This is a genomic window from Pseudonocardia sulfidoxydans NBRC 16205, from assembly GCF_007989085.1.
GTDB lineage: Bacteria > Actinomycetota > Actinomycetes > Mycobacteriales > Pseudonocardiaceae > Pseudonocardia > Pseudonocardia sulfidoxydans.
Window position 1 is genome coordinate 1 of record NZ_BJVJ01000085.1, and the last position, 22,965, is coordinate 22,965.

Sequence of the window (22,965 nt, forward strand, 5' to 3'; positions counted from 1 at the left end):
CTGGCGTGCGTGTGCTGGTGGGTGTCGCTGGCTCGTTGGCGCGGCGTGGGTTCTGCTGGCGTGCGTGAGTCGGTGGGTGCCGCGCTGGCTCGTCGGCGCGGCGCGGGTTCGGCTGGAGCCGCGCGCGTTGGTGGGGCGCCGCGCGGCCTGCAGGTGCGGTGTCGATCGCGAAAGCTGTGTGCTGATGCGCAACGGTGCGCGCTGGGGTTGCGCAGTCGGACCGAGGCGTCCCGCGCGCGTGCTACCTGGGTGCGACCCTCATCGCCGCGTGGGTGAGTCCCGCACCGTCATGATCACCGAGACTGGCGCCTGAGCGTCACCTGCGTCGCCTCACCGCCAGACACGGCGATCACCCGCTCAGAGGCCCGGTCCCGGCCTGGCTCGGCTGTGGGCCTGGCTCGGCTGTGGGCCCGGCCCCACATCGAGCCCCGGCATCGAGCCCGATCGCAGCGAGCCCGACCCCGTCCGGGACGCGCCGGCGGTGGTACGGCCTGTCCTTGTCGGGTCGAACCCCCGACATGCGAAGGGCGGCCCCACCGTGGTGGGGCCGCCCTTCGCGGAAGCGTCGTGGCGTCAGCCGCGCGCGACCTTGCCGGCCTTCAGGCACGAGGTGCACACGTTCTGGCGGCGGCGGTTGCCGCCGTCGTCGCGGGTGCGCACGGTCTGGATGTTCGGGTTCCAGCGGCGGTGGGTGCGGCGGTGCGAGTGCGAGACGGACATGCCGAAGCCCGGACCCTTGCCACAGACGTCGCAGACGGCAGCCACGTCGATCACTCCTGGCAGTAGACGAGATGTTCTGGTCACGGAGGCCGCCGAGATTTCACGCAGCAGTACCCCGCAGGTTCGTCCAAGAGTACCCAGCCCGCCCGACACACCGCACACCGCCCGGTCGCTACCCTCGCGGACGTGCCCCCGATGATCGACGCGGCCCTGCTCAGCCGGTGGACCGTGGAGTCGGCGGCCGGTCTCGAACGGCGCTGCGCGGAGATCGACGACATCAACGTCTTCCCGGTGGCCGACGGCGACACCGGCACCAACATGTTGCTGACGATGCGCGCGGCGGGCGACGAGCTGCGGCGTCGTTACCGGGAGGACAGCGGGCCGTTGGCGCCGGGCAGTCCGGGGTGCGCGGAGGCGGCGGCGGCGCTGGCGCGGGGCGCGCTCGTCGGGGCGAGGGGCAACTCGGGGGTGATCCTGTCGCAGGTGCTGCGCGGGTTCGCCGAGGCGATCGGGGAGGCGCAGGGCGCGGTCGACGCGGGGGTGCTGCGGGCAGCGCTGGGCCGCGCGCACCGGTTGGCCCGGGCGGCGGTGGCCCGGCCGCGCGAGGGCACGGTGCTGAGCGTGTTGTCGGCGGCGGCGTCCGCGGCGGCGTCCGACGGGTCCGACCTGCCGGCCGATGTGGCGGCGTCGGCGGCGTCTGCGGCTGCGGAGGCGTTGCGCGCCACCACTTCTCAGCTGCCGGAGCTGGCCCGGGCCGGGGTGGTCGACGCCGGGGGGTACGGGCTGCTGGTCGTGCTGGACGCGCTCGTGACGGCGCTGGGCCGCCCTGCCGAGCAGGCCCCGTCGCCACCTCCGCCGCCGCGTACCCGGACCGCCCGTGGTGCCGAGGCGTTGACGACGGACCGGGAGAGCGGTTCGGACCGGTTCTCCTACGAGGTGATGTTCCTGCTCGACGGCACCGACGACGCCCGGGTGACCGCGTTGCGCGCGGAGCTGGGTGCGGTCGGCGACTCGGTGGCGGTCGTGGGCGACGGCGCCCCGGGCGGGACGGGGCTGTGGAACGTCCACGTGCATTGCAACGACGTCGGCGCGGCGGTCGAGGCGGGCATCGAGGCGGGCCGGCCGCACCGGGTGACGGTGATGCGGTTCGCCGACCAGGCCGGGGCGGCGGCCGGGGACACCCGGTTCACGCGCGACCGCGCGGTGCTGATGGTGGTGGCGGCGCCGGAGGTGGCGGAGCTGGCGCGGGAGTCGGGTGCCGACGTCGTCGACGCCGCGGACTCGGCCCCGCACGCCGACGACCTCGCGGCGGCGCTGGCCGGGACGCGGGCGCGGCACGTGGTGCTGCTGCCGGGCGACCCCGATCTGACGGGTCACGCGGAGCGGGCGGCGTCGGCGGCGCGGCGGTCGGGCCAGGAGGTCGTCGTGATCCCGACGTCGTCGGTGCTGCAGGGGCTGTCGGCGCTCGCGGTGCACGACGTGGCGCGCCGTCCCGGTGACGACGTCGTCGCCATGGCCGAGGCCGCGGCGGGCACCCGGACGGCGGGGCTGCTCGTCGCGGAGTCGGAGGCGTTGACGTGGGTGGGCCGCTGCTCGCCCGGTGACGTGCTCGGGATCAGCGACGGGGAGGTCGTCCTGATCGCCCCCGACCTTTCCGTCGGTGCGCTGTGGTTGGCTCACCGCATGCTGACGGCGGGGGGTGAGCTCGTGACGGCGCTGCTGGGTGCCGAGGCGGATGTGGAGCTGGGCGAGCACCTGGCCGAGGACCTGCGCCGCACCCACCCGGAGGTCGACGTGGTGGTGTACCGCGGCGGGCAGATCGACTTCCCGCTGGTCCTGGGGGTGGAATGACCCTGCGGATCGCCGAGCCGAAGAGCGGCGGGGTCGACATGGACACCCCGCTCGACGGGCCCCTGGGTAAGAAGGCGGCGGAGGCCCTGGCCACGCGGCTCGACCTGCACACGGTGGGCGACCTGGTGCGTCACTACCCGCGGCGCTACGTCGACCGCGGGAAGCTGTCCGACATCTCGGGCCTGGAGCTGGGCGAGCACGTCACGGTCGTCGCGAAGGTCGAGAAGGCCACGTTGCGGGAGATGCGCAGCCGCCGCGGGAAGCTGCTGAACGTCGTGATCCGCGACGACCGCGGGGGCCGGTTGTCGTGCACGTTCTTCAACGGCTACAAGGTCTCCCACGTCCTCACCCCGGGTGTGCGGGCGTTGTTCTCCGGCAAGGTCGGGGTCTTCCAGAGCCAGCTGCAGCTCACCCACCCGGAGTTCGAGCCGCTGGAGGAGGGCGAGGACATCCGGCCGTTCGTGTCGGTGTATCCGGCGGTCGACAAGCTGAACTCCTGGGACATCGCCCGCTGTGTGCGCCAGGTGCTCGATCTGCTCGACGACCCGACCGATCCGCTGCCCGGCGACATCCGGAAGCGGGAGAAGCTGCCCGAGCTGGGGCGGGCGTTGCGGCGCATCCACCTGCCGGAGTCGGAGGCCGACCATCACGCGGCCCGCGCCCGGCTGGTGTGGGACGAGGCGCTGGGTGTGCAGCTCGCGCTGGCGGTGCGCAGGGTGCACGCCACGGAGCGGCCGGCGGCGGCGAGCCCGCCGCGGTCAGGCGGCATCCTCGACGCGTTCGACGCGAACCTGCCGTTCGAGCTGACCGCGGGGCAGCGCGCCGTCGGCGCGGAGATCGCGGCCGATCTCGCGCGCGAGGTGCCGATGAACAGGCTCGTGCAGGGCGACGTCGGTGCCGGCAAGACCATCGTGGCGCTGCGGGCCATGCTGCAGGTCGTCGACGGTGGGCGGCAGGCCGCGATGCTCGCCCCCACCGAGGTCCTGGCCGCGCAGCACGCCCGCTCGTTGCGCGGCATGCTCGGCCCGCTGGGTCGCGAGGGCGAGCTCGACGGCGCCGAGAACGCCACCCGCGTCACGCTGCTCACGGGGTCCATGGGAGCGGCGGCGAGGCGGCAGGCGATGCTCGACGTGCAGTCGGGTGCGGCGGGGATCGTCGTCGGCACGCACGCGCTGATCCAGGACAAGGTGGGCTTCGCCGACCTGGGCCTGGTGGTGGTCGACGAGCAGCACCGCTTCGGCGTCGAGCAGCGCGACGCGTTGCGCGGCCGCGGCGAGCGCACCCCGCACATGCTGGTCATGACGGCCACGCCCATCCCGCGCACTGTCGCGATGACGGTCTACGGCGATCTGGAGGTCTCGGCGCTCACCGAGCTGCCGCGCGGGCGGTCGCCGATCAGCACCACGGTCGTCCCGGCGGGGGAGAAGCCCGCCTGGCTGGAACGCGTGTGGGAGCGCATCCGCGAGGAGGTCGCGGCCGGGCACCAGTGCTACGTCGTGTGCCCGCGCGTCGGCGGGGAGACGGGCAAGGGCAGCGGCCTCGAGGACACCGGCCTGGTCGACTTCGACGACCCCGACATCGGAGCCGATTCCGACGACGGCGCCCGTCGCCCCCCGCTCGCCGTGCTCGAGGTCGCGCCCCAGCTCGCCGACGGCCCGCTGTCCGGGCTGCGGCTGGGCATCCTGCACGGCAAGCTCCCCGCCGAGGAGAAGGACGCCACGATGCGCTCCTTCGAGGCAGGGGAGATCGACGTCCTGGTCGCGACGACGGTCATCGAGGTCGGTGTCGACGTCCCCAACTCGACCGGCATGATCATCCTCGACGCCGACCGGTTCGGGCTCTCGCAGCTGCACCAGCTGCGCGGTCGCGTCGGCCGGGGGCAGGCACCGGGAGTGTGCCTGCTGGTCACCGACATGCCGGCCGGCACCACCGCCCGCGACCGGCTCGACGCGATCGCCTCCACCACCGACGGGTTCGAGCTCGCCAAGCTCGACCTGGAGCTGCGCCGTGAGGGCGACGTGCTGGGCTCGCTGCAGTCGGGCAAACGGTCGACGCTGAAGCTGCTGTCGCTGCTGCGCCACGAGACCGTCATCGAGAAGGCGCGGGTCTACGCCACCGACATCGTCGCCCACGACCCCGAGCTGTCCGAGCACCCCGGGCTGCGCACGCTGGCGCGGCAGGTCGTCGGCGACGACGAGCAGGCCGAGTACCTGTCCAAGGTCTGAGAGCTGCTCAGGCGGGCAGCTGCCCCCGGGCCTCCGACTCGAGGGCCGCCACCGCCGTCTTCGGCAGATGGATGACGCCCGCCCGGTCGAGCCGGCCCAGCTCGGAACGGGCCTTCGCGTAGGCGGCGAGCCGTTCGGGCTCGCTGTCGGAGTCCCGCGCCGTCGTCAGCAGCTTGATGATCCGTTCGACGCTGCCGCGTTCCTCCGACGACAGGTTCGACAGCCGGATGCGCTCCGCCGCGTCGATCGCCGCACGCCAGGCGCGGTCGGCGCGCTCGACGGCCGCGACGAACTGTGTCGCGTGCGGGTCGGGCGGACGGTTGTCGGTCTCCAGGGCCTGTGCCTCGGCGAACGCGTCGACGAACCGCGCCGTGCTGGGGACGCTCACGTCGCACAGCGCCGGCAGCCGCAGGACGGCCATCGGGTCGCACTCGAACGCCGCGTAGTGCTCGCGCAGCGCGTCGAACCGGGTCTTCGCGGCCTGCCACGGTGGCGGTTCGGGGCGGCGCGGGGGCGGGGCGGTCGGCCGGAGACGGTGCGGTGCCGCCCGGGCGGCCTGCGCGGCGAGCTGACGCTGGCGGTTGCGGTGCGACGTCGCGATGACGCTCACCAGGATCAGCAACGGGAAGATCATTCCGCCCGTGACCCAGCCCATCAGCAGCAGCGGCGGCGCGGCCATGATCAGCAGGAACGGCAGCAGGAGCAGGAACGGTGGGGCGGCGTGGCCACGGCCGGCAGACGCGTACGCGGGCGGGCCCTGCAGCGGGCCGGCCCCGGGGCGGCCGTGGAAACCATGCCGGTGCGGGGACCCGCCGGGGCCTCGGCGTCGTCGTCCCGGTGGCGGCACGGACCTGGCCGCCCACCCTGCCCGCGCGCGAGACCGTCCCATGCCTCCTTGGTACCCGAACCGGTGGCGTCCGCGCATCGTCGTGCCGGGGAATCGACGCCCGATCCGCTGCTCCGAGCGGGTATCGCGGCAGATCGCGAGGTTCGCCCGGTCGGCCGCCGCCCTCAGCACCCTCTCAGCCCGTAGGGGTGGGGTGCCCCCGGCGAGCCCCACCGGCGCGCAACCTCACGGTTGTTTTGTGCGCTGGGGGCAGCAGTGGGGTTGCGCGCGGTGGTCCGGCGGGGCGCCGACATCGGCACCCGGGGGTCGGGGCGTCGGTTGCGCGCGGTCGTGAGACAGGGCGCCGACATTTGCACCGGGGCCCGAGCCGGGCCCTGCCGGGCGACAAGCACACGTGGGGAACGCCGGCCGCGACCGGCGGCGACGGCCCGACCGGCGGTCGCGTGAGACGATCTCGTCCGCATCCGGGGCGTCACAGCGTCCGGATGTGTCGTGGTCCCCCCACCCCAGGGAGTCTGATGTTCGGCAAGGTGTTGGTCGCCAACCGTGGCGAGATCGCGATCCGGGCGTTCCGGGCAGCGTACGAGCTCGGTGTCGCCACGGTGGCGGTCTACCCGTACGAGGACCGGAACTCGCTGCATCGCGCGAAGGCCGACGAGTCGTACCAGATCGGCGAGCGCGGTCACCCGGTGCGGGCGTACCTGTCGGTCGACGAGGTGGTGGCGGCGGCGCAGCGTGCGGGTGCCGACGCGATCTATCCCGGTTACGGCTTCCTGTCGGAGAACCCCGACCTGGCGGAGGCGTGCGAGGCGGGGGGGATCACGTTCGTGGGCCCTCCCGCGGACGTGTTGCACCTGACGGGCAACAAGGCTCGTGCGGTCGCGGCGGCGCGTGAGGCCGGTGTGGCGGTGCTGAACTCCAGCGAGCCGGGTACCGACGTGGATGCGCTGGTCGCGGCGGCCGACGAGATCGGGTTCCCGGTGTTCGTGAAGGCCGTCGCGGGTGGTGGCGGGCGCGGGATGCGCCGGGTGGCGGAGCCGGGTGATCTGCGGGACGCGATCGAGGCCGCGATGCGTGAGGCGGAGTCGGCGTTCGGGGACGCGACGGTGTTCCTGGAGCAGGCCGTGGTGAACCCGCGGCACATCGAGGTGCAGATCCTCGCCGACGCCGAGGGCAACGTCGTGCACCTCTACGAGCGGGACTGCTCGGTGCAGCGGCGCCACCAGAAGGTCATCGAGATCGCGCCGGCGCCGAACCTGGACCCGGAGCTGCGGGACCGGATCTGTGCCGACGCGGTGGCGTTCGCCCGCCACATCGGTTATGTCAACGCGGGCACGGTCGAGTTCCTGCTCGACGAGCGCGGCAACCACGTGTTCATCGAGATGAATCCGCGCATCCAGGTGGAGCACACGGTGACCGAGCAGGTCACCGACCGGGACCTGGTGATCGCGCAGTTGCGGATCGCGTCGGGGGCGACGTTGCCGTCGCTGCGGCTGACCCAGGACCAGGTGCAGCTGCGGGGGGCGGCGCTGCAGTGCCGGGTCACGACGGAGGATCCGGCCAACGGGTTCCGCCCGGACACCGGGACGATCTCCGCCTACCGCTCGCCGGGTGGTCCGGGTGTGCGTCTGGACGGCGGCACGACGCACACGGGCGCCGAGGTCAGCGCGCATTTCGACTCGATGCTGGTGAAGTTGACCTGTCACGGGCACGACTTCTCCAACGCGGTGCGCCGGGCGCGGCGGGCGATCGCGGAGTTCCGGATCCGGGGGGTGTCGTCGAACCTGCCGTTCCTGGCTGCGGTGCTCAACGACGAGGACTTCCAGCAGGGCAAGGTCACGACGAGTTTCATCGAGGACCGCCCGCACCTGCTGAACGCGCGGCCGTCGGCGGACCGCGGGACGCGGCTGCTGAACTACCTGGCCGACGTGACCGTCAACAAGCCGAACGGGCCGCGCCCGAAGGTGGTCGAGCCGGCGGACAAGCTCCCGACGGTCGACCTGAGGGCGGCTGCTCCCGACGGTTCGCGCCAGCTGCTGGCCGAGCTGGGTCCGGAGGGTTTCGCGGCGCGGTTGCGCGCGCAGACGGCGGTGGCGGTGACGGACACGACGTTCCGTGATGCGCACCAGTCGTTGCTGGCGACGCGGGTGCGGACGAAGGACCTGCTGGCGGTCGCACCCTACGTGGCGCGGTCGGTGCCGCAGCTGTTGTCGCTGGAGTGCTGGGGCGGCGCGACCTACGACGTGGCGCTGCGGTTCCTGGCGGAGGATCCGTGGGAGCGGCTGGCGGCGCTGCGGGAGGCGGTGCCCAACCTGTGTACGCAGATGCTGCTGCGCGGGCGCAACACCGTCGGTTACACGCCGTACCCGACGGAGGTGACCGACGCGTTCGTCGCGGAGGCCGCCGAGACGGGGATGGACATCTTCCGGATCTTCGACGCGCTCAACGACGTCGAGCAGATGCGTCCGGCGATCGCCGCGGTCCGCGAGACCGGGACGAGCGTCGCAGAGGTGGCGCTCTGCTACACCGCGGACCTGTCGGACCCGGGCGAGACGCTCTACACGCTGGACTACTACCTGCGGCTGGCCGAGCAGATCGTCGACGCGGGTGCGCACGTGCTGGCGATCAAGGACATGGCGGGTCTGCTGCGCCCGCCGGCGGCCCGGACGCTGGTGACGGCGTTGCGGGAGCGGTTCGACCTGCCGGTGCACCTGCACACCCACGACACCGCGGGCGGCCAGCTGGCCACGTTGATGGCGGCGATCGACGCGGGTGTCGACGCGGTGGACGCGGCTGTCGCGTCGATGGCGGGCACGACGAGCCAGCCGTCGCTGAGCGCGCTGGTCGCGGCCACCGACCACAGCGACCGCGAGACCGGCCTGTCGCTGCAGGCGGTCGGCGACCTGGAGCCGTACTGGGAGGCCGTCCGCAAGGTCTACGCGCCGTTCGAGTCGGGGCTGGCCAGCCCGACGGGCCGGGTCTACCACCACGAGATCCCGGGCGGTCAGCTGTCGAATCTGCGCCAGCAGGCGATCGCGCTGGGCCTGGGCGACCGGTTCGAGCTGATCGAGGACTGCTACGCCGCCGCCGACCGGATGCTGGGCCGGCTGGTGAAGGTGACGCCGTCGTCGAAGGTCGTGGGTGACCTGGCGCTGCACCTGGTCGGCGCGGGTGTCGACCCGGCCGACTTCGAGTCCGACCCGGCCAAGTTCGACGTGCCGGACTCGGTGATCGGGTTCCTGCGCGGCGAGCTGGGCGACCCGCCCGGCGGCTGGCCCGAGCCGTTCCGCACCCGCGCGCTGGAGGGCCGCAAGCCCGAGCACGGCCCGGCCGACCTGTCGATCGACGACCGTCGTGGGCTGCGCGAGGAGCGTCGCCGGACGCTGAACCGGCTGCTGTTCCCCGGCCCGACGAAGGAGTTCGAGACTCACCGCGAGGACTTCGGCGACACGAGCGTGTTGTCGTCGAAGGACTACTTCTACGGTCTCGAGCCCGAGATCGAGCACTCGGCGGCGATCGACCGGGGCGTCGACCTGATCATCGAGCTGGAGGCGATCTCCGAGCCCGACGAGCGCGGCATCCGCACCGTCCTGACCACGCTCAACGGCCAGCTGCGGCCGGTGTCGGTGCGCGACCGCGCGGTGGCCACCGACGTGAAGGCCGCGGAGAAGGCCGAGCGTGGCAACGACCGCCACGTCGCGGCACCGTTCGCCGGTGTGGTGACGCTGCAGGTCGGCGAGGGCGACAAGGTCGACGCGGGCCAGACCGTCGCGACGATCGAGGCCATGAAGATGGAGGCGTCGATCACCGCGCAGAAGGCGGGCACCGTCGGGCGGCTCGCGATCGGCAAGGTCCAGCAGGTCGAGGGCGGGGATCTCCTGCTGGAGCTCTCCTGACGTGACGCGGATCATCGCCGGCCGGGCCGGGGGGCGGCGCCTCGTCGTGCCGCCCCGCGGTACCCGGCCGACGTCGGACCGGGTGCGTGAGGCGTTGTTCAGCGCGCTCGACGCCGACCCGGGCCTCGACGGCGCCCGGGTGCTCGACCTCTGCGCGGGGTCGGGCGCCCTGGGCCTAGAGGCGCTCTCGCGTGGGGCGGCGCACGCGCTGTTCGTCGAGTCGGACAAGAGGGCCGCGAACGTGGTGCGGCGCAACGTCTCCGAGTTGGGGCTCGGGGGGGAGGTCGTCGCCGCGACGGTCGCGTCCGCGCTGGCCGGGGCTGCGCGCGGACCCTTCGACGTCGTCCTCGTCGACCCGCCCTATGCGGTCCCCGACGACGAGATCGCGGGCTGGCTCACGGCCGCGGCGCGGGGCGGGTGGCTCGCCGAGGAGACGGTCGTCGTCGTCGAGCGTGACGCCCGGTCGGGTGCTTTCGGCTGGCCGGACGGCTTCGAGTGCGTGCGTGAGAGGCGTTACGGGGACACGGTGCTCCACGTCGGGGTCCGGTACGGTCCGGCATCGTGATCTCCCCGACGCTGGTCGTGCGATGAGGCGCGCCGTCTGTCCCGGTTCGTTCGACCCGGTCACCCTGGGCCATCTCGACATCGTCGCGCGGGCCTCGGGTCTGTTCGACGAGGTCGTGGTCGCGGTGTTGATCAACAAGCGCAAGCAGGGGCTGTTCACCGTCGAGGAGCGCATGGAGATGCTGCGCGAGACGACGGCCGACCTGCCCAACATCCGTGTCGACGCGTTCCACGGCCTGCTCGTGGACTACTGCACGGCCAACGACGTGCGGGCGATCGTCAAGGGCCTGCGCGCGGTCACGGACTTCGACTACGAGCTGCAGATGGCGCAGATGAACCAGCGTCTCTCCGGCATCGACACCCTCTTCATGTCGACGACGCCGGAGTTCAGCTTCCTGTCCAGCTCGCTGGTCAAGGAGGTCGCGACCTACGGCGGCGACGTGGCGCACCTGCTCCCGCCGACCGTGCATCAGCAGTTGCTGGACAGGCTCGCCGAGCGCGCCTGAGCGGCGGGGCGGACATCCGTACCCGATCGCGTTGGCGCGCAACCACACTTCACCCGGTCGGAACTTGACACGCGGAGCAGCGGCAATACGGCGTCCGGCGGTGTCGTGATGCGAGGATGCGAACCGTGTACCGGGTCTTCGAGTCGCTCGACGCGTTGGTGACGGTCGTCGAGGAGGCGCGCAGCCTCCCGATGACGGCCAACTGCGTGGTGCCGCGTGGTGACGTCCTCGAACTGCTCGACGACGTCCGGGAGGCGATCCCCGGCGAGCTCGACGACGCCCAGGACGTCCTCGACCGTCGCGACGAGATCGTCTCGGAGGCCCAGCAGGAGGCCGACGAGACGCGCAGCTCGGCCACCGAGGAGGCCGAGCGGCTGCTCGCCGAGGCCCGCGAGGAGGCCGACCGCCTCGTCTCGGCCGCTCGCGAGGAGGCCGAGCAGACCGTCGCCCAGGCCCGTCACGAGGCCGAGCGCGCCGTGTCGGAGGGCAGGCGCATCCACGCCGAGACCACCGACCGGGCCCGCGCCGAGGCCGAGCGGCTCGCCGAGGCCGGGCGCGCCGCGCACGACCGCTACATCGCCGACGGGCAGGCCGAGCAGGCCCGCCTCGTCTCGCAGTCCGACGTCGTGCAGGCGGCACGGGCGGAGGCGGCGCGGATCGTCGACACCGCCGACGGCGAGGCAGACCGGCTGCGCCGGGAGTGCGACGGCTACGTCGACGCCAAGCTCGCCGAGTTCGAGGACAGCCTCACGAAGGCGCTGCGCACGGTCAGCCGGGGCCGCACCCAGATCTGGCGCAGCGGGTCTCCCAACGGCACGCCCGCGCCGTCGCTCGGCCGCAACGGTTCGGGTCCTGCGTCCGGCCTGAGCGGCACCGGCATGGACCTGATCGACTAGCACGTCCGCGTGTCGTGGTCGGGCGGGCTATCCTCGTTCCGGTCATGAAGAACAACGACACCAGGCCCGCCAAGCACGAGCCGCAGAGCCCCTGGGCGTTCAGCACCCGGGAGCTCGGCCGGCGCGCGGGCACCATGCGCACCGTGTCCCGCGAGATCCCGGCCCCGGCCCCGGCCGAGGGCGTCATCGGCCTCGAGGGGGTCCTGGAGGTCCCCCCGGGCAGCCCCGTCGTCCTCGACCTGTCGCTCGAGGCGGTCAGTGAGGGCGTCTACGTCTCGGGCACCGTGTCCGCTCGGGTGGCCGGCGAGTGCTCCCGGTGTCTCGACGAGCTCTCCGACGACCTGCACATCCGTATCGGCGAGCTGTTCGCCTACCCGGACAGCGTCACCGAGGAGACCACCGACGCCGACGAGATACCGCGTCTGGTCGACGAGTGGCTCGACGTCGAGCAGACGGTCCGCGACGCGGTCGGCATCACGCTGCCACTCGCCCCGCTGTGCAGGGACGACTGCCCCGGCCTGTGCCCGGAGTGCGGTGGTCGGAAGGCCGATCTCGGCGCGGATCACGGGCATGAGACACTTGACCCTCGTTGGTCGGCGCTGCGCGAGCGGATGTCGTCGGACTGACTGCTCAGGCCCGCCTGATGCACCCCTTCACGTACTACTGAGGAGAACTGCCGTGGCCGTACCCAAGCGCCGGATGTCGCGGTCCAACACGCGCTCTCGCCGGGCGCAGTGGAAGGCCACCGCGCCGACCCTCGTCGCCTGCTCCAACCGGGCCTGCAAGGAGCTCAAGCCGCCGCACGTGGCCTGCCCCACCTGCGGAACCTACGACGGCCGCCAGGTCGTCACCCCGGCCTGATCGCACCGCGTTGGCGGGCAAGGGAGTACAGGGGGCCGTGGAGGACCACGGCCCCCTGCTTCGTGCGCTGGGCGTCGAGCTCGAACCCGATCTGCTGACGCTCGCCCTCACCCATCGGTCGTACGCCTACGAGAACGGCGGGCTACCCACCAACGAGCGCCTGGAGTTCCTGGGCGACTCGGTGCTGAGCATCGTCGTCACCGAACGGCTCTACCTCGACCACCCGGACCTCCCCGAGGGTCAGCTCGCGAAACTGCGGGCGAGCGTCGTCAACATGAATGCCCTGGCCGGGGTAGCGGCCGGGCTGGTGCCCGGCGGGCTGGGCGCGCACCTGTTCCTCGGCCGCGGTGAGGAGCTCACCGGTGGCCGCTCGAAAACCAGCATCCTGGCCGACGCCACCGAGGCCCTGATCGGCGCCGTCTACCTGCAGCACGGGCTGGAGCCGTCGCGCGACGTCATCCACCGGCTCTTCGACGAGCTGCTGCGCAACGCGCCGCTGCTGGGCGCGGGGTTGGACTGGAAGACGTCGCTGCAGGAGCTCACCGCCGCCGCGGAGCTGGGCGTCCCGGAGTACCGGATCACCGAGGACGGGCCCGACCACCTGAAGACGTTCACGGCCACGGCCGTCGTCGGCGGGCGGGAGCTGGGCTCGGGCGACGGGCGCACCAAGAAGGAGGCCGAGCAGAAGGCCGCCGCGCTCGCGTGGCGGACGCTGTCGGCCGAGGACGCCGCGGCCGACGGGTCCGTCGGCTCGGTCGTCTGACCCCGGCCCGCGCGTGCCCGAGCTTCCCGAGGTCGAGGTCGTCCGTCGTGGCCTGCACGATCACGTCGTCGGCCGGCGCATCGCCACCGTCACCGTGGCGCACCCGCGGTCGATCCGCCGCCACGCCGCCGGTGCCGCCGACTTCACGGGCCGCCTCGCCGGCCGCGTGATCGGGGCCGCGCAGCGCCGCGGCAAGTACCTGTGGCTGGAGCTGGTCGACGCCCCGGCGTCGGTGGCGACGGCAGGCGACGACGCTGTTCTCGCCCACCTCGGCATGAGCGGGCAGATGCTCGTCGAGAGCCACGACAGCCCCGACGAGAAGCATCTGCGGGTGCGCGTCACGTTCGACGACGACGGCCCCGAGCTGCGGTTCGTCGACCAGCGGACGTTCGGTGGGCTGTCGGCGCACCCGCTCGCGCCCGCCGCCGCCGGCGGGCTGCTGCCCGAACCGGTCGCCCACATCGCGCGCGACCCCATGGACCCGGAGTTCACCCTCGACGACGCCGTCGCCGGCATCCGGCGCCGCCGCACCGGCCTCAAACGGGCCCTGCTCGACCAGACCGTCGTCTCCGGGATCGGCAACATCTACGCCGACGAGGCGCTGTGGCGGGCGAAGCTGCACTGGGCCCGCCCGACCGAGACGCTCACCCGGGCGCAGGGCCGGGCCGTGCTCACCGCCGCGTCCGAGGTCATGGACGCCGCGCTCGCGCAGGGCGGCACGTCGTTCGACGCGCTGTACGTCGACGTCAACGGCGCCTCCGGCTACTTCGACCGTTCGTTGGACGCCTACGGGCAGGTCGACAAGCCGTGCCGGCGCTGCGGCACCCCGATCCGGCGCGACCCGTTCATGAACCGGTCGTCGTTCTCGTGCCCGCGCTGCCAGCCCCGCCCGCGCAACGCGCACGTGTGATCAGAGCCAGCCGCGCCGCTTGAAGATCACGTACAGGATGACGCCGAGCAGCAGCATCAGCCCGATCGCCATCGGATAGCCCCACCACCAGTCCAGCTCCGGCATGTGGGTGAAGTTCATGCCGTAGATGCCGGCGACGAGCGTCGGGGCGAACAGGATCGCCGCCCACGACGACACCCGCTTCATCTGCTCGTTCTGCACGTAGCCGGCCTCGGTCAGCCGCGTCATCTCGTCGTTCTGGCGCTGCGCCACCAGCGTCGAGTTGACCGTCAGGATGTTCGCGAGCAGCTGGCGGAACCCGTCGGTGCGCTCCAGGACCCGCAGCGCGTGGTCGGCGACGTCACGCAGCGCCCGGCGCAGCTCCGGGTCGGTGTCGGTGCCGGTCTTGGAGAACCGGAAGCGCAGCTCCCCGAGCAGTTCCCGCAGCGGCTCCACCGCACGCTGGAACGCGATCACCTCGCGGGTGAGCTGGTAGATGCGCCGCGACGCCATCGGGTCGCCGTCGAAGACCTGGACCTCGATCTGGTCGATGTCGTCCTGCAGGCCGTCGAGCACGGGTCCGTAGTCGTCGACGACCTTGTCCAGCACCGCGTAGAGCACCGCGAACGGGCCGTGCGCCAGCAGCTCCGGGTCCTCCTCCAGCCGGTGCCGCACCTCGGCGAGGTCGGGCTCGTCGGCGTGGCGGACCGTCACCACGAAGTCCTGGCCGAGGAACAGGTGGATCTCGCCGAGCTCGACGACCTCCACCGGGTCGACGTAGCGGGCCGGGCGCAGCACCACGAAGACGGTGTCGTCGTAGCGTTCGAGCTTGGGCCGCTGATGGGCGTGCACCGTGTCCTCGACGGCGAGGTCGTGCAGCCCGAACTCCTTCGCGACGGAGCTGATCTCCTCCTCCGTCGGCCGCAGCAGCCCGATCCAGCCGAAGCTGCGGCCGTCGGGACAGCGGCGCAGGGCGGCGTAGGTCTGGTCGAGCGAGCCCGGCTCGGCCTCCCGCTTCCCGTCCACGTAGACGGCGTTGTCGACGACCGTCACACCCGGCTCCTTCCCATGGTGTGCAGCGTACGCAGCCGCCCCGCGCGGGTCCTGACGCAGAATGGCGCGGTGAACCCAGGGGTGCGTGTCCTCGTCGTCGACGACGACCCGCAGATCCTGCGCGCCCTGCGGATCAACCTGACCGCCCACGGGTACGACGTCGCCCTCGCCGACACCGGCGGCGCCGCCCTGCGCGCCGCCGCCGACGCCACGCCCGACGTCGTCGTCCTCGACCTGGGGCTGCCCGACCTGGACGGCACCGAGGTCGTCGAAGGGCTGCGCGGCTGGAGCACGGTGCCGATCGTGGTGCTCTCCGCGCGCACCGACTCGGGGGACAAGGTCCGTGCCCTCGATGCCGGCGCCGACGACTACGTCACCAAGCCCTTCGGGATGGCCGAGCTGCTGGCGAGGCTGCGCGCCGCGGTGCGCCGGGCCGCGGTGTCGGCGGCCCCCGACGGGGAGGCCGTGGTCGACACCGCCGCGTTCCGGGTGGACCTCGTCGCCAAACAGGTGCTCCGCCACGGCCGGGCCGTGCACCTGACTCCGACGGAGTGGGGCATCCTCGAGATGCTCGCCCGTCACCCCGGCCGGCTGGTGGCGCAGCGCGACATCCTCCGCGAGGTCTGGGGCCCCGAGTACGCGACGGAGACCAACTACCTGCGCGTCTACCTGGCGCAGCTGCGTCGCAAACTGGAACCGGAGCCATCCCGGCCCCGCCACCTGCTGACGGAACCGGGTATGGGCTACCGCCTGCAGCCCTGATCCGGTGCGGGAAAGCGACGAGTTCGTCGCCCTACGCACCCGATCGACGACCTCCGCCCGGTCGTGGAGGTCGTGCCAGGTGAAGCGCAGGACGGTCCAGCCTGCTGCGACCACGTCGTTGCCCTTGCGGCGGTCGGCGCGGAGGCGGGTGAGGTCCGAGTGCCAGGCCCAGCCGTCGACCTCGATCGCCACCTTCTGCGCCGGGAACACCAGGTCGATCCGGTAGGGCCCGACCGCGTACCCGAGCACCCAGCCGCGGATCCGGGCTCGTCGCAGGATGCCGACGAGGAGACGTTCCGCCGCCGACCCACCGCCCTCCGCCGCTGCCGCCAGGAGCCCGTCCCCGCCCCACAGCCACGCCGCGCGGACGCGCACCTCGTCGGTGACGCGGAACCCGGCAGCCAGATGGACGCCCGGGTAGAGCCGGTCCCAGGACCTGCCCGCCGCCCTGCGCTGCAGCGTCCGCGGCGAGACGCCGCACGCCGTGGCCTGCCATACGGCGACGAGGCCACCCCGGCGCAGGAGGAGGTTGGCGAGCACAGGCCAGGACCCTGGCCGACGTCACGAACAAGGGAGGCCGAACACCCGAAAGCGTTCACACCCGCGATCCGGTGCGAGAAGCGACGGATACGTCGCCCCACGCACCGGATCAGGGGGCTATCGGCCGAAGTCCTGGGTCCAGTACATCGCCGAGCCTGCCAGGCCTACGCCGATCGTCGTCAAGCCGCAGTCCAGGATGTTGCGGCGGTGACCGGGAGAGTTCATCCAGTCGTCCACGACCTCCTGCGCCGACCGCTGGCCCTGGGCGATGTTCTCCGCCCCCGGCGACGAGTACCCCTCGGCCCTGATGCGCTGGTCGAAGGTGCGGCCGTCCTGGCTGTCGTGGTCGAAGTAGCCGTTGGCCGCCATGTCGGCGCTGTGCTTCTGCGCCGCCGCGGTGAGCCGCGAGTCCACCGTGAGGGCGCCGCAGCCGTTCGCGGCACGTTGCTGGTTGGTGAGGGCCACGACCTGTGCTGCGGGTCCGCCGGAAACTGGGGGAGCGTCGGCGGAGGGTTTGCGGGGAGCGGTCGTGGTCGTCGGGGGAGCGGGCTTGCTGGTGGTGCGGGGAGCGACGGTCACCGTGGAACTGCCCGGCGGAGCGTCGGTCCGGGGACTGAGGGCCGGTGGGCCCTCGGTCGTCGTCACGGCCGGTGGGGAGGGATCCGGCAGCGACGACTGCAACGTGGTCGTCGTCGGTGGGGTGTACGCGGGGAGCGGGGCGTCGTCGGACATGCCCAGCACCGACGCGAGCCCGGCGGGCATCGCGGTGGCGCCGACCAGCGTCCCGAGACCTGCGAGCAACGCACCGACGGTCAGGGCGATCAGCAGCGGACCGCCGCGCCTTCCCGTCAGTCGAGTCACGACCGGGTAACGTACCAGCACTGTGAGTATCAACGAGGGCTCCGCCGTTCGGCTCACGGCGTGGGTGCACGGGGCCGTACAGGGCGTCGGTTTCCGCTGGTGGACGCGCTCGCGTGCGCTGGAGATCGGGCTCGTGGGCGAGGCCCGGAACCTCCCGGACGGGCGAGTCGCCGTCGTCGCGGAGGGTGATCAGGGACGGTGCGAGCAGTTGCTGGCGCTGCTGCGCAGCAACCAGACGCCGGGGCGGGTCGACGACGTCGTGACGCAGTGGGGCGACGCGCGGGGTGGCTGGGCCGGATTCCGCGAGGCGTGACCCCGGTAGCCTTCCCCGACCCCCGCCTTACTGGAGACCCCGCCTTACTGGAGACGCTGCCCGTGCACCTCAAGAGCCTGACGCTGAAGGGCTTCAAGTCCTTCGCCTCGGCCACGACGCTGCGCCTCGAACCGGGCATCACCTGCGTCGTCGGGCCCAACGGGTCGGGCAAGTCCAACGTCGTCGACGCCATCAGCTGGGTACTGGGCGAGCAGGGCGCGAAGGCGTTGCGCGGCGGGAAGATGGAGGACGTCATCTTCGCCGGCACGTCCGGCCGCGCGCCGCTGGGCCGCGCCGAGGTGACCCTGACGATCGACAACTCCGACGGCGCCCTGCCCATCGACTACTCCGAGGTGTCGATCACGCGGCGGATGTTCCGCGACGGCGCCGGCGAGTACGAGATCAACGGCGACCGCGCCCGGCTGCTCGACGTGCAGGAGCTGCTGTCGGACTCGGGCATCGGCCGGGAGATGCACGTCATCGTCGGTCAGGGCCAGCTCGACGGGGTGTTGCAGTCCAAGCCGGAGGACCGCCGCGCCTACATCGAGGAGGCGGCGGGCGTCCTCAAGCACCGCAAGCGCAAGGAGAAGGCGCTCCGCAAGCTCGACGCGATGCAGGCCAACCTGACGCGGCTCACCGACCTGACCGCGGAGCTGCGTCGCCAGCTCAAGCCGCTGGGCCGGCAGGCCGAGATCGCGCGCCGGGCGCAGACCGTGCAGTCGGAGCTGCGCGACGCCCGGCTGCGGATCGCCGCCGACGACCTCGTCGCGCTGCGTGACGCGCTGGCCCGTGAGGAGGCCGACGAGAACGCCGCCAGGGCGCGGCGTGCGGAGGTCGAGGAGGAGCTGCGGGTCGCGCGGGAGACGCAGGCTGAACTCGAGGAGACGCTCGCCGCGGACGCCCCTCGGCTCGCCGCTGCCCAGGACGTCTGGTACCGGCTCTCGGCGCTGGCCGAGCGGCTGCGGGGGACGGTCCGGCTCGCCCAGGAACGAGCCCGCCACCTCGCCGACACCGCGGCCGCCGAGCGCGCCCCCGGCCGTGACCCCGACCTGCTCGACGCCGAGGCCGACGAGATCGCCGCCGAGGAAGAGCTGCTCGTCGAGGGCGTCTCCGAGGCCCGCACGCGGCTCGCCGAGATCCTGGAGGAGCGCACCGAGCACGAGCGCACCCTGCAGGCCGCCGAACGCGCCCACCTGGCCGCGGTCCGCGCGCTGGCCGACCGTCGTGCCGGGATCGCGACCCTCGCGGGCAAGGCCGAGGCCCTGCGCACCGGCGCCGCCGCGACCGCCGACGAGATCGAACGGCTGTCCGAGGCGCTGGCCGAGGCGCAGGCCCGCACCGAGGAGGCCGCCGGCGAGCTGGAGGCCGCGCGGGAGAGCACCGGTGTGCTCGACGACGGCGACTCCGGCCTGGCCGAACGCCTCGCCGAGGCCGAGGCGGCCCGGGAGAGCGCGGCGGCGCGGGTCGCGGAGCTGGTGGCGCGCGAGCGTGAGGTCGAGCAGCAGCGGGCGCACTGGCGGGCGCGGGTCGACGCGCTGTCGGTGGGCCTGGCGCGCAAGGACGGCACGGGCGCGCTCATCGGCGGCGACGGCGTGCTGGGCGCGGTGTCCGGGCTGCTGACCGTCGAGGCCTCGGCGCGGACGGCGATCGCCGCGGTCCTCGGTTCGCTCGCCGACGGTGTCGCCGTCGCCTCGCCCGCCGACGCGGTGGCGTCGCTGCGGTCCCTGCGCGCGACCGACTCGGGGAGCGCGGCGATGCTCGTGGGAGGCGCTTCCGTCGCCGCCACACAGGGCGAGCCGCCGGCCGGGCGCTGGGCCGCGTCGCTGGTGTCGGCCGCCGAACCCCTGACCGGGACCGTCGCCGCCCTGCTCGCCGACGTCGTCGTGGTCGACGACCTCGACGCCGCGCGGGCCGTCGTCGACACCCGGCCCGACCTGACCGCCGTGACCGTCGAGGGCGACGTGCTGTCCGCGACCCGCGCCCGCGGCGGCTCCGGGGCCGCGTCGTCCGCGCTCGACGTGCAGGCCGCCATCGACGCCGCCGTCGAGTCCCGGGAGGCCGTCGAACAGGAGCTCGCGCGGCTGCGCCCGGCCGTCGAGGGCGCGCGGGCGGAGGAGGCGGCCCGGTCGTCGGAGGTCGACGCGATGCGGGCCACGTTGCGCGAGGCGGAGGCCGGGCGGACCGCCGCGACGGCCCAGCTGTCGAGGCTCGAACAGGTCGTCGCGTCGGCGGAGGCCGAGGCCCGGCGGACGCGGGAACGTCGCGACGCCGTCGAGGCCCGCCGCTCCGACGCCCTGCTCGCGCTGGAGGCCGCCGAGCACCAGCTCTCGATCGCCGAGGACGAGCCCGTCGACGACGAACCCGACACCGAGGTCCGCGACGCCGCCGCCGACGCGCTCGCCCACGCCCGGTCGGAGGAGGTCGAGGCCCGCCTCGCGCTGCGCACCGCCGAGGAACGGGCCCGCGCCATCGCCGGGCGGGCCGAGTCGCTGCGGCGGCAGGCGTCGTCGGAACGACAGGCCCGCGCCCGCGCCGAGGCGGCCCGCGCCGATCGTGAACGCGGCGCCGCCGTCGCCGGGCTCGTCATCGACGCCGGTCAGACCGCCCTCGACCGCATCGACGCCTCCCTCGCCCTCGCCGCAGCCGAGCGCGACGAGATCGCCGCCGCCCGCGCCGGTCGCGAGGCCGCCCTCGCCGAGGCCCGCACCGCCACCATGCGCCTCACCGGGCTGCTGGAGAAGCTGACCGACACCGTGCACCGCGACGAGGTGCTGCGCGCCCAGTCGCGGCTGCGCCTGGAGCAGCTCACCGAGAAGGTGCTCGCCGACCACGGTCTCGGCGTCGACGACCTCGTGAACGAGTACGGGCCCCACGTGCCCGTCCCGCCGTCGGCGGCCGAGAGCGCCGAGTACGAGGCGGCCCGCGAACGCGGCGAGGACGTCGTCGCGCCCCCGCCGATGCCGTTCGACCGCGCCGCGCAGGAACGCCGCCTCAAGCGCGCCGAGAAGGACCTCTCGCTGCTGGGCAAGGTCAACCCGCTCGCGCTGGAGGAGTTCGCCGCGCTCGAGGAGCGCTACCGCTTCCTGTCCACGCAGCTCGAGGACCTCAAGAACACCCGCCGCGACCTGCTCACCGTCGTCCAGGAGGTCGACGACAAGATCCTCGAGGTCTTCGCCGCCGCCTACGCCGACGTCGCCCGCGAGTTCGAGACCGTCTTCGCGACGCTGTTCCCCGGCGGCGACGGCCGGCTCGTCCTCACCGACCCCGACGACCTGCTGACGACGGGCATCGAGGTCGAGGCCCGCCCACCCGGCAAGAAGGTCAAGCGGCTGTCGCTGCTCTCGGGTGGGGAGCGGTCGCTCACGGCGATGGCGCTGCTCGTCGCGATCTTCCGGGCCCGGCCCTCACCGTTCTACGTGCTCGACGAGATCGAGGCCGCCCTCGACGACGTCAACCTCCGCCGGCTCATCTCGCTGATGGAGGAGCTGCGCGCCACGAGCCAGCTCATCGTCATCACCCACCAGAAGCCGACGATGGAGGTCGCCGACGCGCTCTACGGCGTCTCCATGCGCGGCGACGGCATCACGACGGTCATCTCGCAACGGCTGCGCCCCGCATCGTGACGGTGACGGGGGCATGACAGGCTGACACGGTGACGACAACCCTCTGGATCGTCGTGGCCGTTGTCGCGGCAGTGCTGCTGATCGCGCTCGTCCTCGGGCTGGTGGTGAGCAAGCGCAGGCGCATCAGCCTGCGCGAGCCCGACCAGGTCGAGGGTGGCTCGACGACGGAGGTGAAGGCCCCCCCGAAGGGCGGGTCCTACCAGGCCAGCGGCGGGTTCAGCTTCTCCTCGGGCACCGCGACGGCCCCGAAGCCCGCGGAGACCCCCGACAAGGCTCCTGACGCGGCCCCGGAGAAGGTGACCGAGAAGGCGCCGGAGAAGCCCGCGGCCCCGGCCGCTCCCCGCACTCCGACCGCCGACGACGTCCAGACCCCGCCCGGCGGCATCCCCGCCGCGGGGACGGCCACCGAGGCCCGCACGCCCCCGGAAGGCTTCCCGGCGGTCCCGCTGGGAGCGCCCAACGAGGTCCCGACCCCGCCGCGCGGCACCCACGCCGTCACCGAGGCCCCGACGGCTCCCACGGAGGCCGAGCCGGACACGGCCCAGCCGGACTCGGCCCAGTCGGACACGAAGGCCGAGCCGACGAGCAAGGACGGTGCGCCGGCCGCCGCCGCGGGCGCTGCCGCGAGCACCGCCGCGCCGGCCGACGGGAAGGCCGCGGTCGACGGAAAGGCGCCGGCCGACGGGAAGGCGCCGGTCGACGGAAAGGCCCCGGTCGACGAGAAGCCGCCGGCCGAACCCGTCGCGACGGCGCCGCCCGCGCCCCCGGCCGACACCCCCGCCACCGTCGCGCCCGCCGCACCCACCGAGGAGATCGCCCCGACAGCCGGCCGCCTCGAGCGGCTCCGGGGGCAGCTGTCCCGGTCGCGGTCGGCGTTCGGGCAGAGCCTGCTGGGCCTGCTCGGCGCCGGTGAGCTCGACGAGGACTCCTGGGAGGACGTCGAGGCCACGCTCCTGCAGGCCGACCTCGGCCCGGAGATGACCGCCGAGCTCGTCGAGACGCTGCGCACCGAGATCGCGACCCGCGGCGTCCGCACCCCCGACCAGGCCCGCGCGCTGCTGCGCGACGTCCTCGGCAAGGCCCTCGACCCGAGCGTCGACCGCTCCGTCGCCGCCCTCCCGCACGACGGGCGTCCCGCGGTGCTGCTGGTCGTCGGCGTCAACGGCACCGGCAAGACCACGACCACGGGCAAGCTGGCCCGGGTCCTGGTCGCCGACGGCCGCCACGTCGTCCTCGGTGCCGCCGACACCTTCCGCGCCGCCGCCGCCGAGCAGCTCGCGACCTGGGGCGAGCGCGCCGGTGCGGCCGTCGTCCGCGGGCCCGAGGGCGGCGACCCGGCGAGCGTCGCGTTCGACGCCGTCAAGCGCGGCACCGCCGACGGCGCCGACGCCGTCCTGCTCGACACCGCGGGCCGCCTGCACACCAAGACCGGCCTGATGGACGAGCTGGGCAAGGTCAAGCGGGTCGTGGAGAAGCAGGCCGAGGTCGACGAGGTGCTGCTCGTCCTCGACGCCACGACCGGCCAGAACGGACTGACGCAGGCCCGGGTGTTCGGCGACGTCGTGAAGGTGACGGGCATCGTCCTCACCAAGCTCGACGGCACCGCGAAGGGCGGCATCGTCTTCCGGGTGCAGCGCGAGCTGGGGGTGCCGGTGAAGCTGGTGGGCCTCGGCGAGGGCCCCGACGACCTGGCCCCGTTCGAGCCCACCGCCTTCGTCGACGCCCTGTTGGCCTGACCCCACCCGCGCGCAACCTCACCGCTGTTCCGGCGCGAGAAAACAGCAGTGAGGTTGCG

At 73.4% G+C, this 22,965-nt stretch carries 18 protein-coding genes and 1 pseudogene; 14 read left to right on the forward strand and 5 right to left on the reverse strand.

The window, feature by feature from the left end:
- Positions 1–573: 573 nt before the first annotated feature.
- Positions 574–765, reverse strand: coding sequence for a 50S ribosomal protein L28 (gene rpmB, locus PSU4_RS26425; protein ID WP_098956454.1), 192 nt, complete (start codon positions 763–765; stop codon positions 574–576).
- Between the two features lie 150 nt (positions 766–915).
- On the opposite strand from rpmB, the gene fakA reads away from it, so the two are divergent.
- On the forward strand, positions 916–2,571 hold the full coding sequence (gene fakA, locus PSU4_RS26430) for a DAK2 domain-containing protein (protein ID WP_186817197.1): 1,656 nt from the start codon (positions 916–918) through the stop codon (positions 2,569–2,571).
- Positions 2,572–2,609: 38 nt separating this feature from the next.
- Positions 2,610–4,796 carry an ATP-dependent DNA helicase RecG gene (locus tag PSU4_RS26435; protein WP_186817198.1) on the forward strand — a complete coding sequence of 729 codons (2,187 nt, stop codon included), beginning with the start codon at positions 2,610–2,612 and terminating at the stop codon, positions 4,794–4,796.
- 7 nt (positions 4,797–4,803) lie between these two features.
- Here the strand turns inward: PSU4_RS26435 and PSU4_RS26440 are convergent, their stop codons facing one another.
- Positions 4,804–5,685, reverse strand: a complete 882-nt coding sequence (locus PSU4_RS26440; protein ID WP_147114132.1) for a DUF2786 domain-containing protein — start codon at positions 5,683–5,685, stop codon at positions 4,804–4,806.
- 476 nt (positions 5,686–6,161) lie between these two features.
- Between PSU4_RS26440 and PSU4_RS26445 the strand changes: the two genes are divergently transcribed.
- The 8 genes from PSU4_RS26445 to mutM all read left to right on the forward strand — a co-directional run bounded on the left by PSU4_RS26445 (position 6,162) and on the right by mutM (position 14,039).
- Positions 6,162–9,539, forward strand: a complete 3,378-nt coding sequence (locus PSU4_RS26445) for a pyruvate carboxylase (protein ID WP_147114134.1) — start codon at positions 6,162–6,164, stop codon at positions 9,537–9,539.
- Position 9,540: 1 nt separating this feature from the next.
- A complete protein-coding gene (gene rsmD, locus PSU4_RS26450; RefSeq protein WP_147114137.1) occupies positions 9,541–10,104 on the forward strand; it encodes a 16S rRNA (guanine(966)-N(2))-methyltransferase RsmD in 564 nt (187 codons plus the stop codon).
- 22 nt (positions 10,105–10,126) lie between these two features.
- Entirely contained in the window at positions 10,127–10,609 is a 483-nt protein-coding gene (gene coaD, locus PSU4_RS26455) for a pantetheine-phosphate adenylyltransferase (protein ID WP_147114140.1), read from the forward strand.
- Positions 10,610–10,734: 125 nt separating this feature from the next.
- Positions 10,735–11,505, forward strand: a complete 771-nt coding sequence (locus tag PSU4_RS26460; RefSeq protein ID WP_246115358.1) for a DivIVA domain-containing protein — start codon at positions 10,735–10,737, stop codon at positions 11,503–11,505.
- 44 nt (positions 11,506–11,549) lie between these two features.
- Entirely contained in the window at positions 11,550–12,131 is a 582-nt protein-coding gene (locus PSU4_RS26465) for a YceD family protein (protein WP_147114146.1), read from the forward strand.
- Between the two features lie 52 nt (positions 12,132–12,183).
- The gene (gene rpmF / locus PSU4_RS26470) at positions 12,184–12,366 is read left to right on the forward strand and encodes a 50S ribosomal protein L32 (RefSeq protein WP_013676823.1); all 183 of its coding nucleotides are present in this window, start codon (positions 12,184–12,186) and stop codon (positions 12,364–12,366) included.
- 37 nt (positions 12,367–12,403) lie between these two features.
- A complete protein-coding gene (rnc, locus tag PSU4_RS26475) occupies positions 12,404–13,129 on the forward strand; it encodes a ribonuclease III (protein WP_147114149.1) in 726 nt (241 codons plus the stop codon).
- Positions 13,130–13,142: 13 nt separating this feature from the next.
- The gene (gene mutM / locus PSU4_RS26480; protein WP_147114152.1) at positions 13,143–14,039 is read left to right on the forward strand and encodes a bifunctional DNA-formamidopyrimidine glycosylase/DNA-(apurinic or apyrimidinic site) lyase; all 897 of its coding nucleotides are present in this window, start codon (positions 13,143–13,145) and stop codon (positions 14,037–14,039) included.
- On the opposite strand, the gene corA is transcribed toward mutM, so the two are convergent.
- Positions 14,040–15,071 (reverse strand): magnesium/cobalt transporter CorA, encoded by a 1,032-nt coding sequence (gene corA / locus PSU4_RS26485; protein WP_147114159.1) that lies wholly within the window; start codon positions 15,069–15,071, stop codon positions 14,040–14,042.
- 69 nt (positions 15,072–15,140) lie between these two features.
- On the opposite strand from corA, the gene PSU4_RS26490 reads away from it, so the two are divergent.
- Entirely contained in the window at positions 15,141–15,833 is a 693-nt protein-coding gene (locus PSU4_RS26490) for a response regulator (protein WP_246115359.1), read from the forward strand.
- Positions 15,834–15,878: 45 nt separating this feature from the next.
- Here PSU4_RS26490 and PSU4_RS33120 read toward each other — a convergent pair.
- A pseudogene (locus PSU4_RS33120) lies at positions 15,879–16,373 on the reverse strand (endonuclease domain-containing protein); the annotation flags it as partial.
- A gap of 117 nt (positions 16,374–16,490) precedes the next feature.
- The gene (locus PSU4_RS26500; protein ID WP_246115360.1) at positions 16,491–17,234 is read right to left on the reverse strand and encodes a CAP domain-containing protein; all 744 of its coding nucleotides are present in this window, start codon (positions 17,232–17,234) and stop codon (positions 16,491–16,493) included.
- 22 nt (positions 17,235–17,256) lie between these two features.
- Here PSU4_RS26500 and PSU4_RS26505 point away from each other — a divergent pair, with 22 nt between their 5' ends.
- The 3 genes from PSU4_RS26505 to ftsY all read left to right on the forward strand — a co-directional run bounded on the left by PSU4_RS26505 (position 17,257) and on the right by ftsY (position 22,906).
- Entirely contained in the window at positions 17,257–17,547 is a 291-nt protein-coding gene (locus tag PSU4_RS26505; RefSeq protein WP_147114155.1) for an acylphosphatase, read from the forward strand.
- A gap of 62 nt (positions 17,548–17,609) precedes the next feature.
- The gene (gene smc / locus PSU4_RS26510) at positions 17,610–21,170 is read left to right on the forward strand and encodes a chromosome segregation protein SMC (protein ID WP_147114165.1); all 3,561 of its coding nucleotides are present in this window, start codon (positions 17,610–17,612) and stop codon (positions 21,168–21,170) included.
- A 29-nt stretch (positions 21,171–21,199) separates the two neighbouring features.
- Positions 21,200–22,906 (forward strand): signal recognition particle-docking protein FtsY, encoded by a 1,707-nt coding sequence (ftsY, locus tag PSU4_RS26515; protein WP_147114157.1) that lies wholly within the window; start codon positions 21,200–21,202, stop codon positions 22,904–22,906.
- The last annotated feature ends 59 nt before the right edge of the window (positions 22,907–22,965 follow it).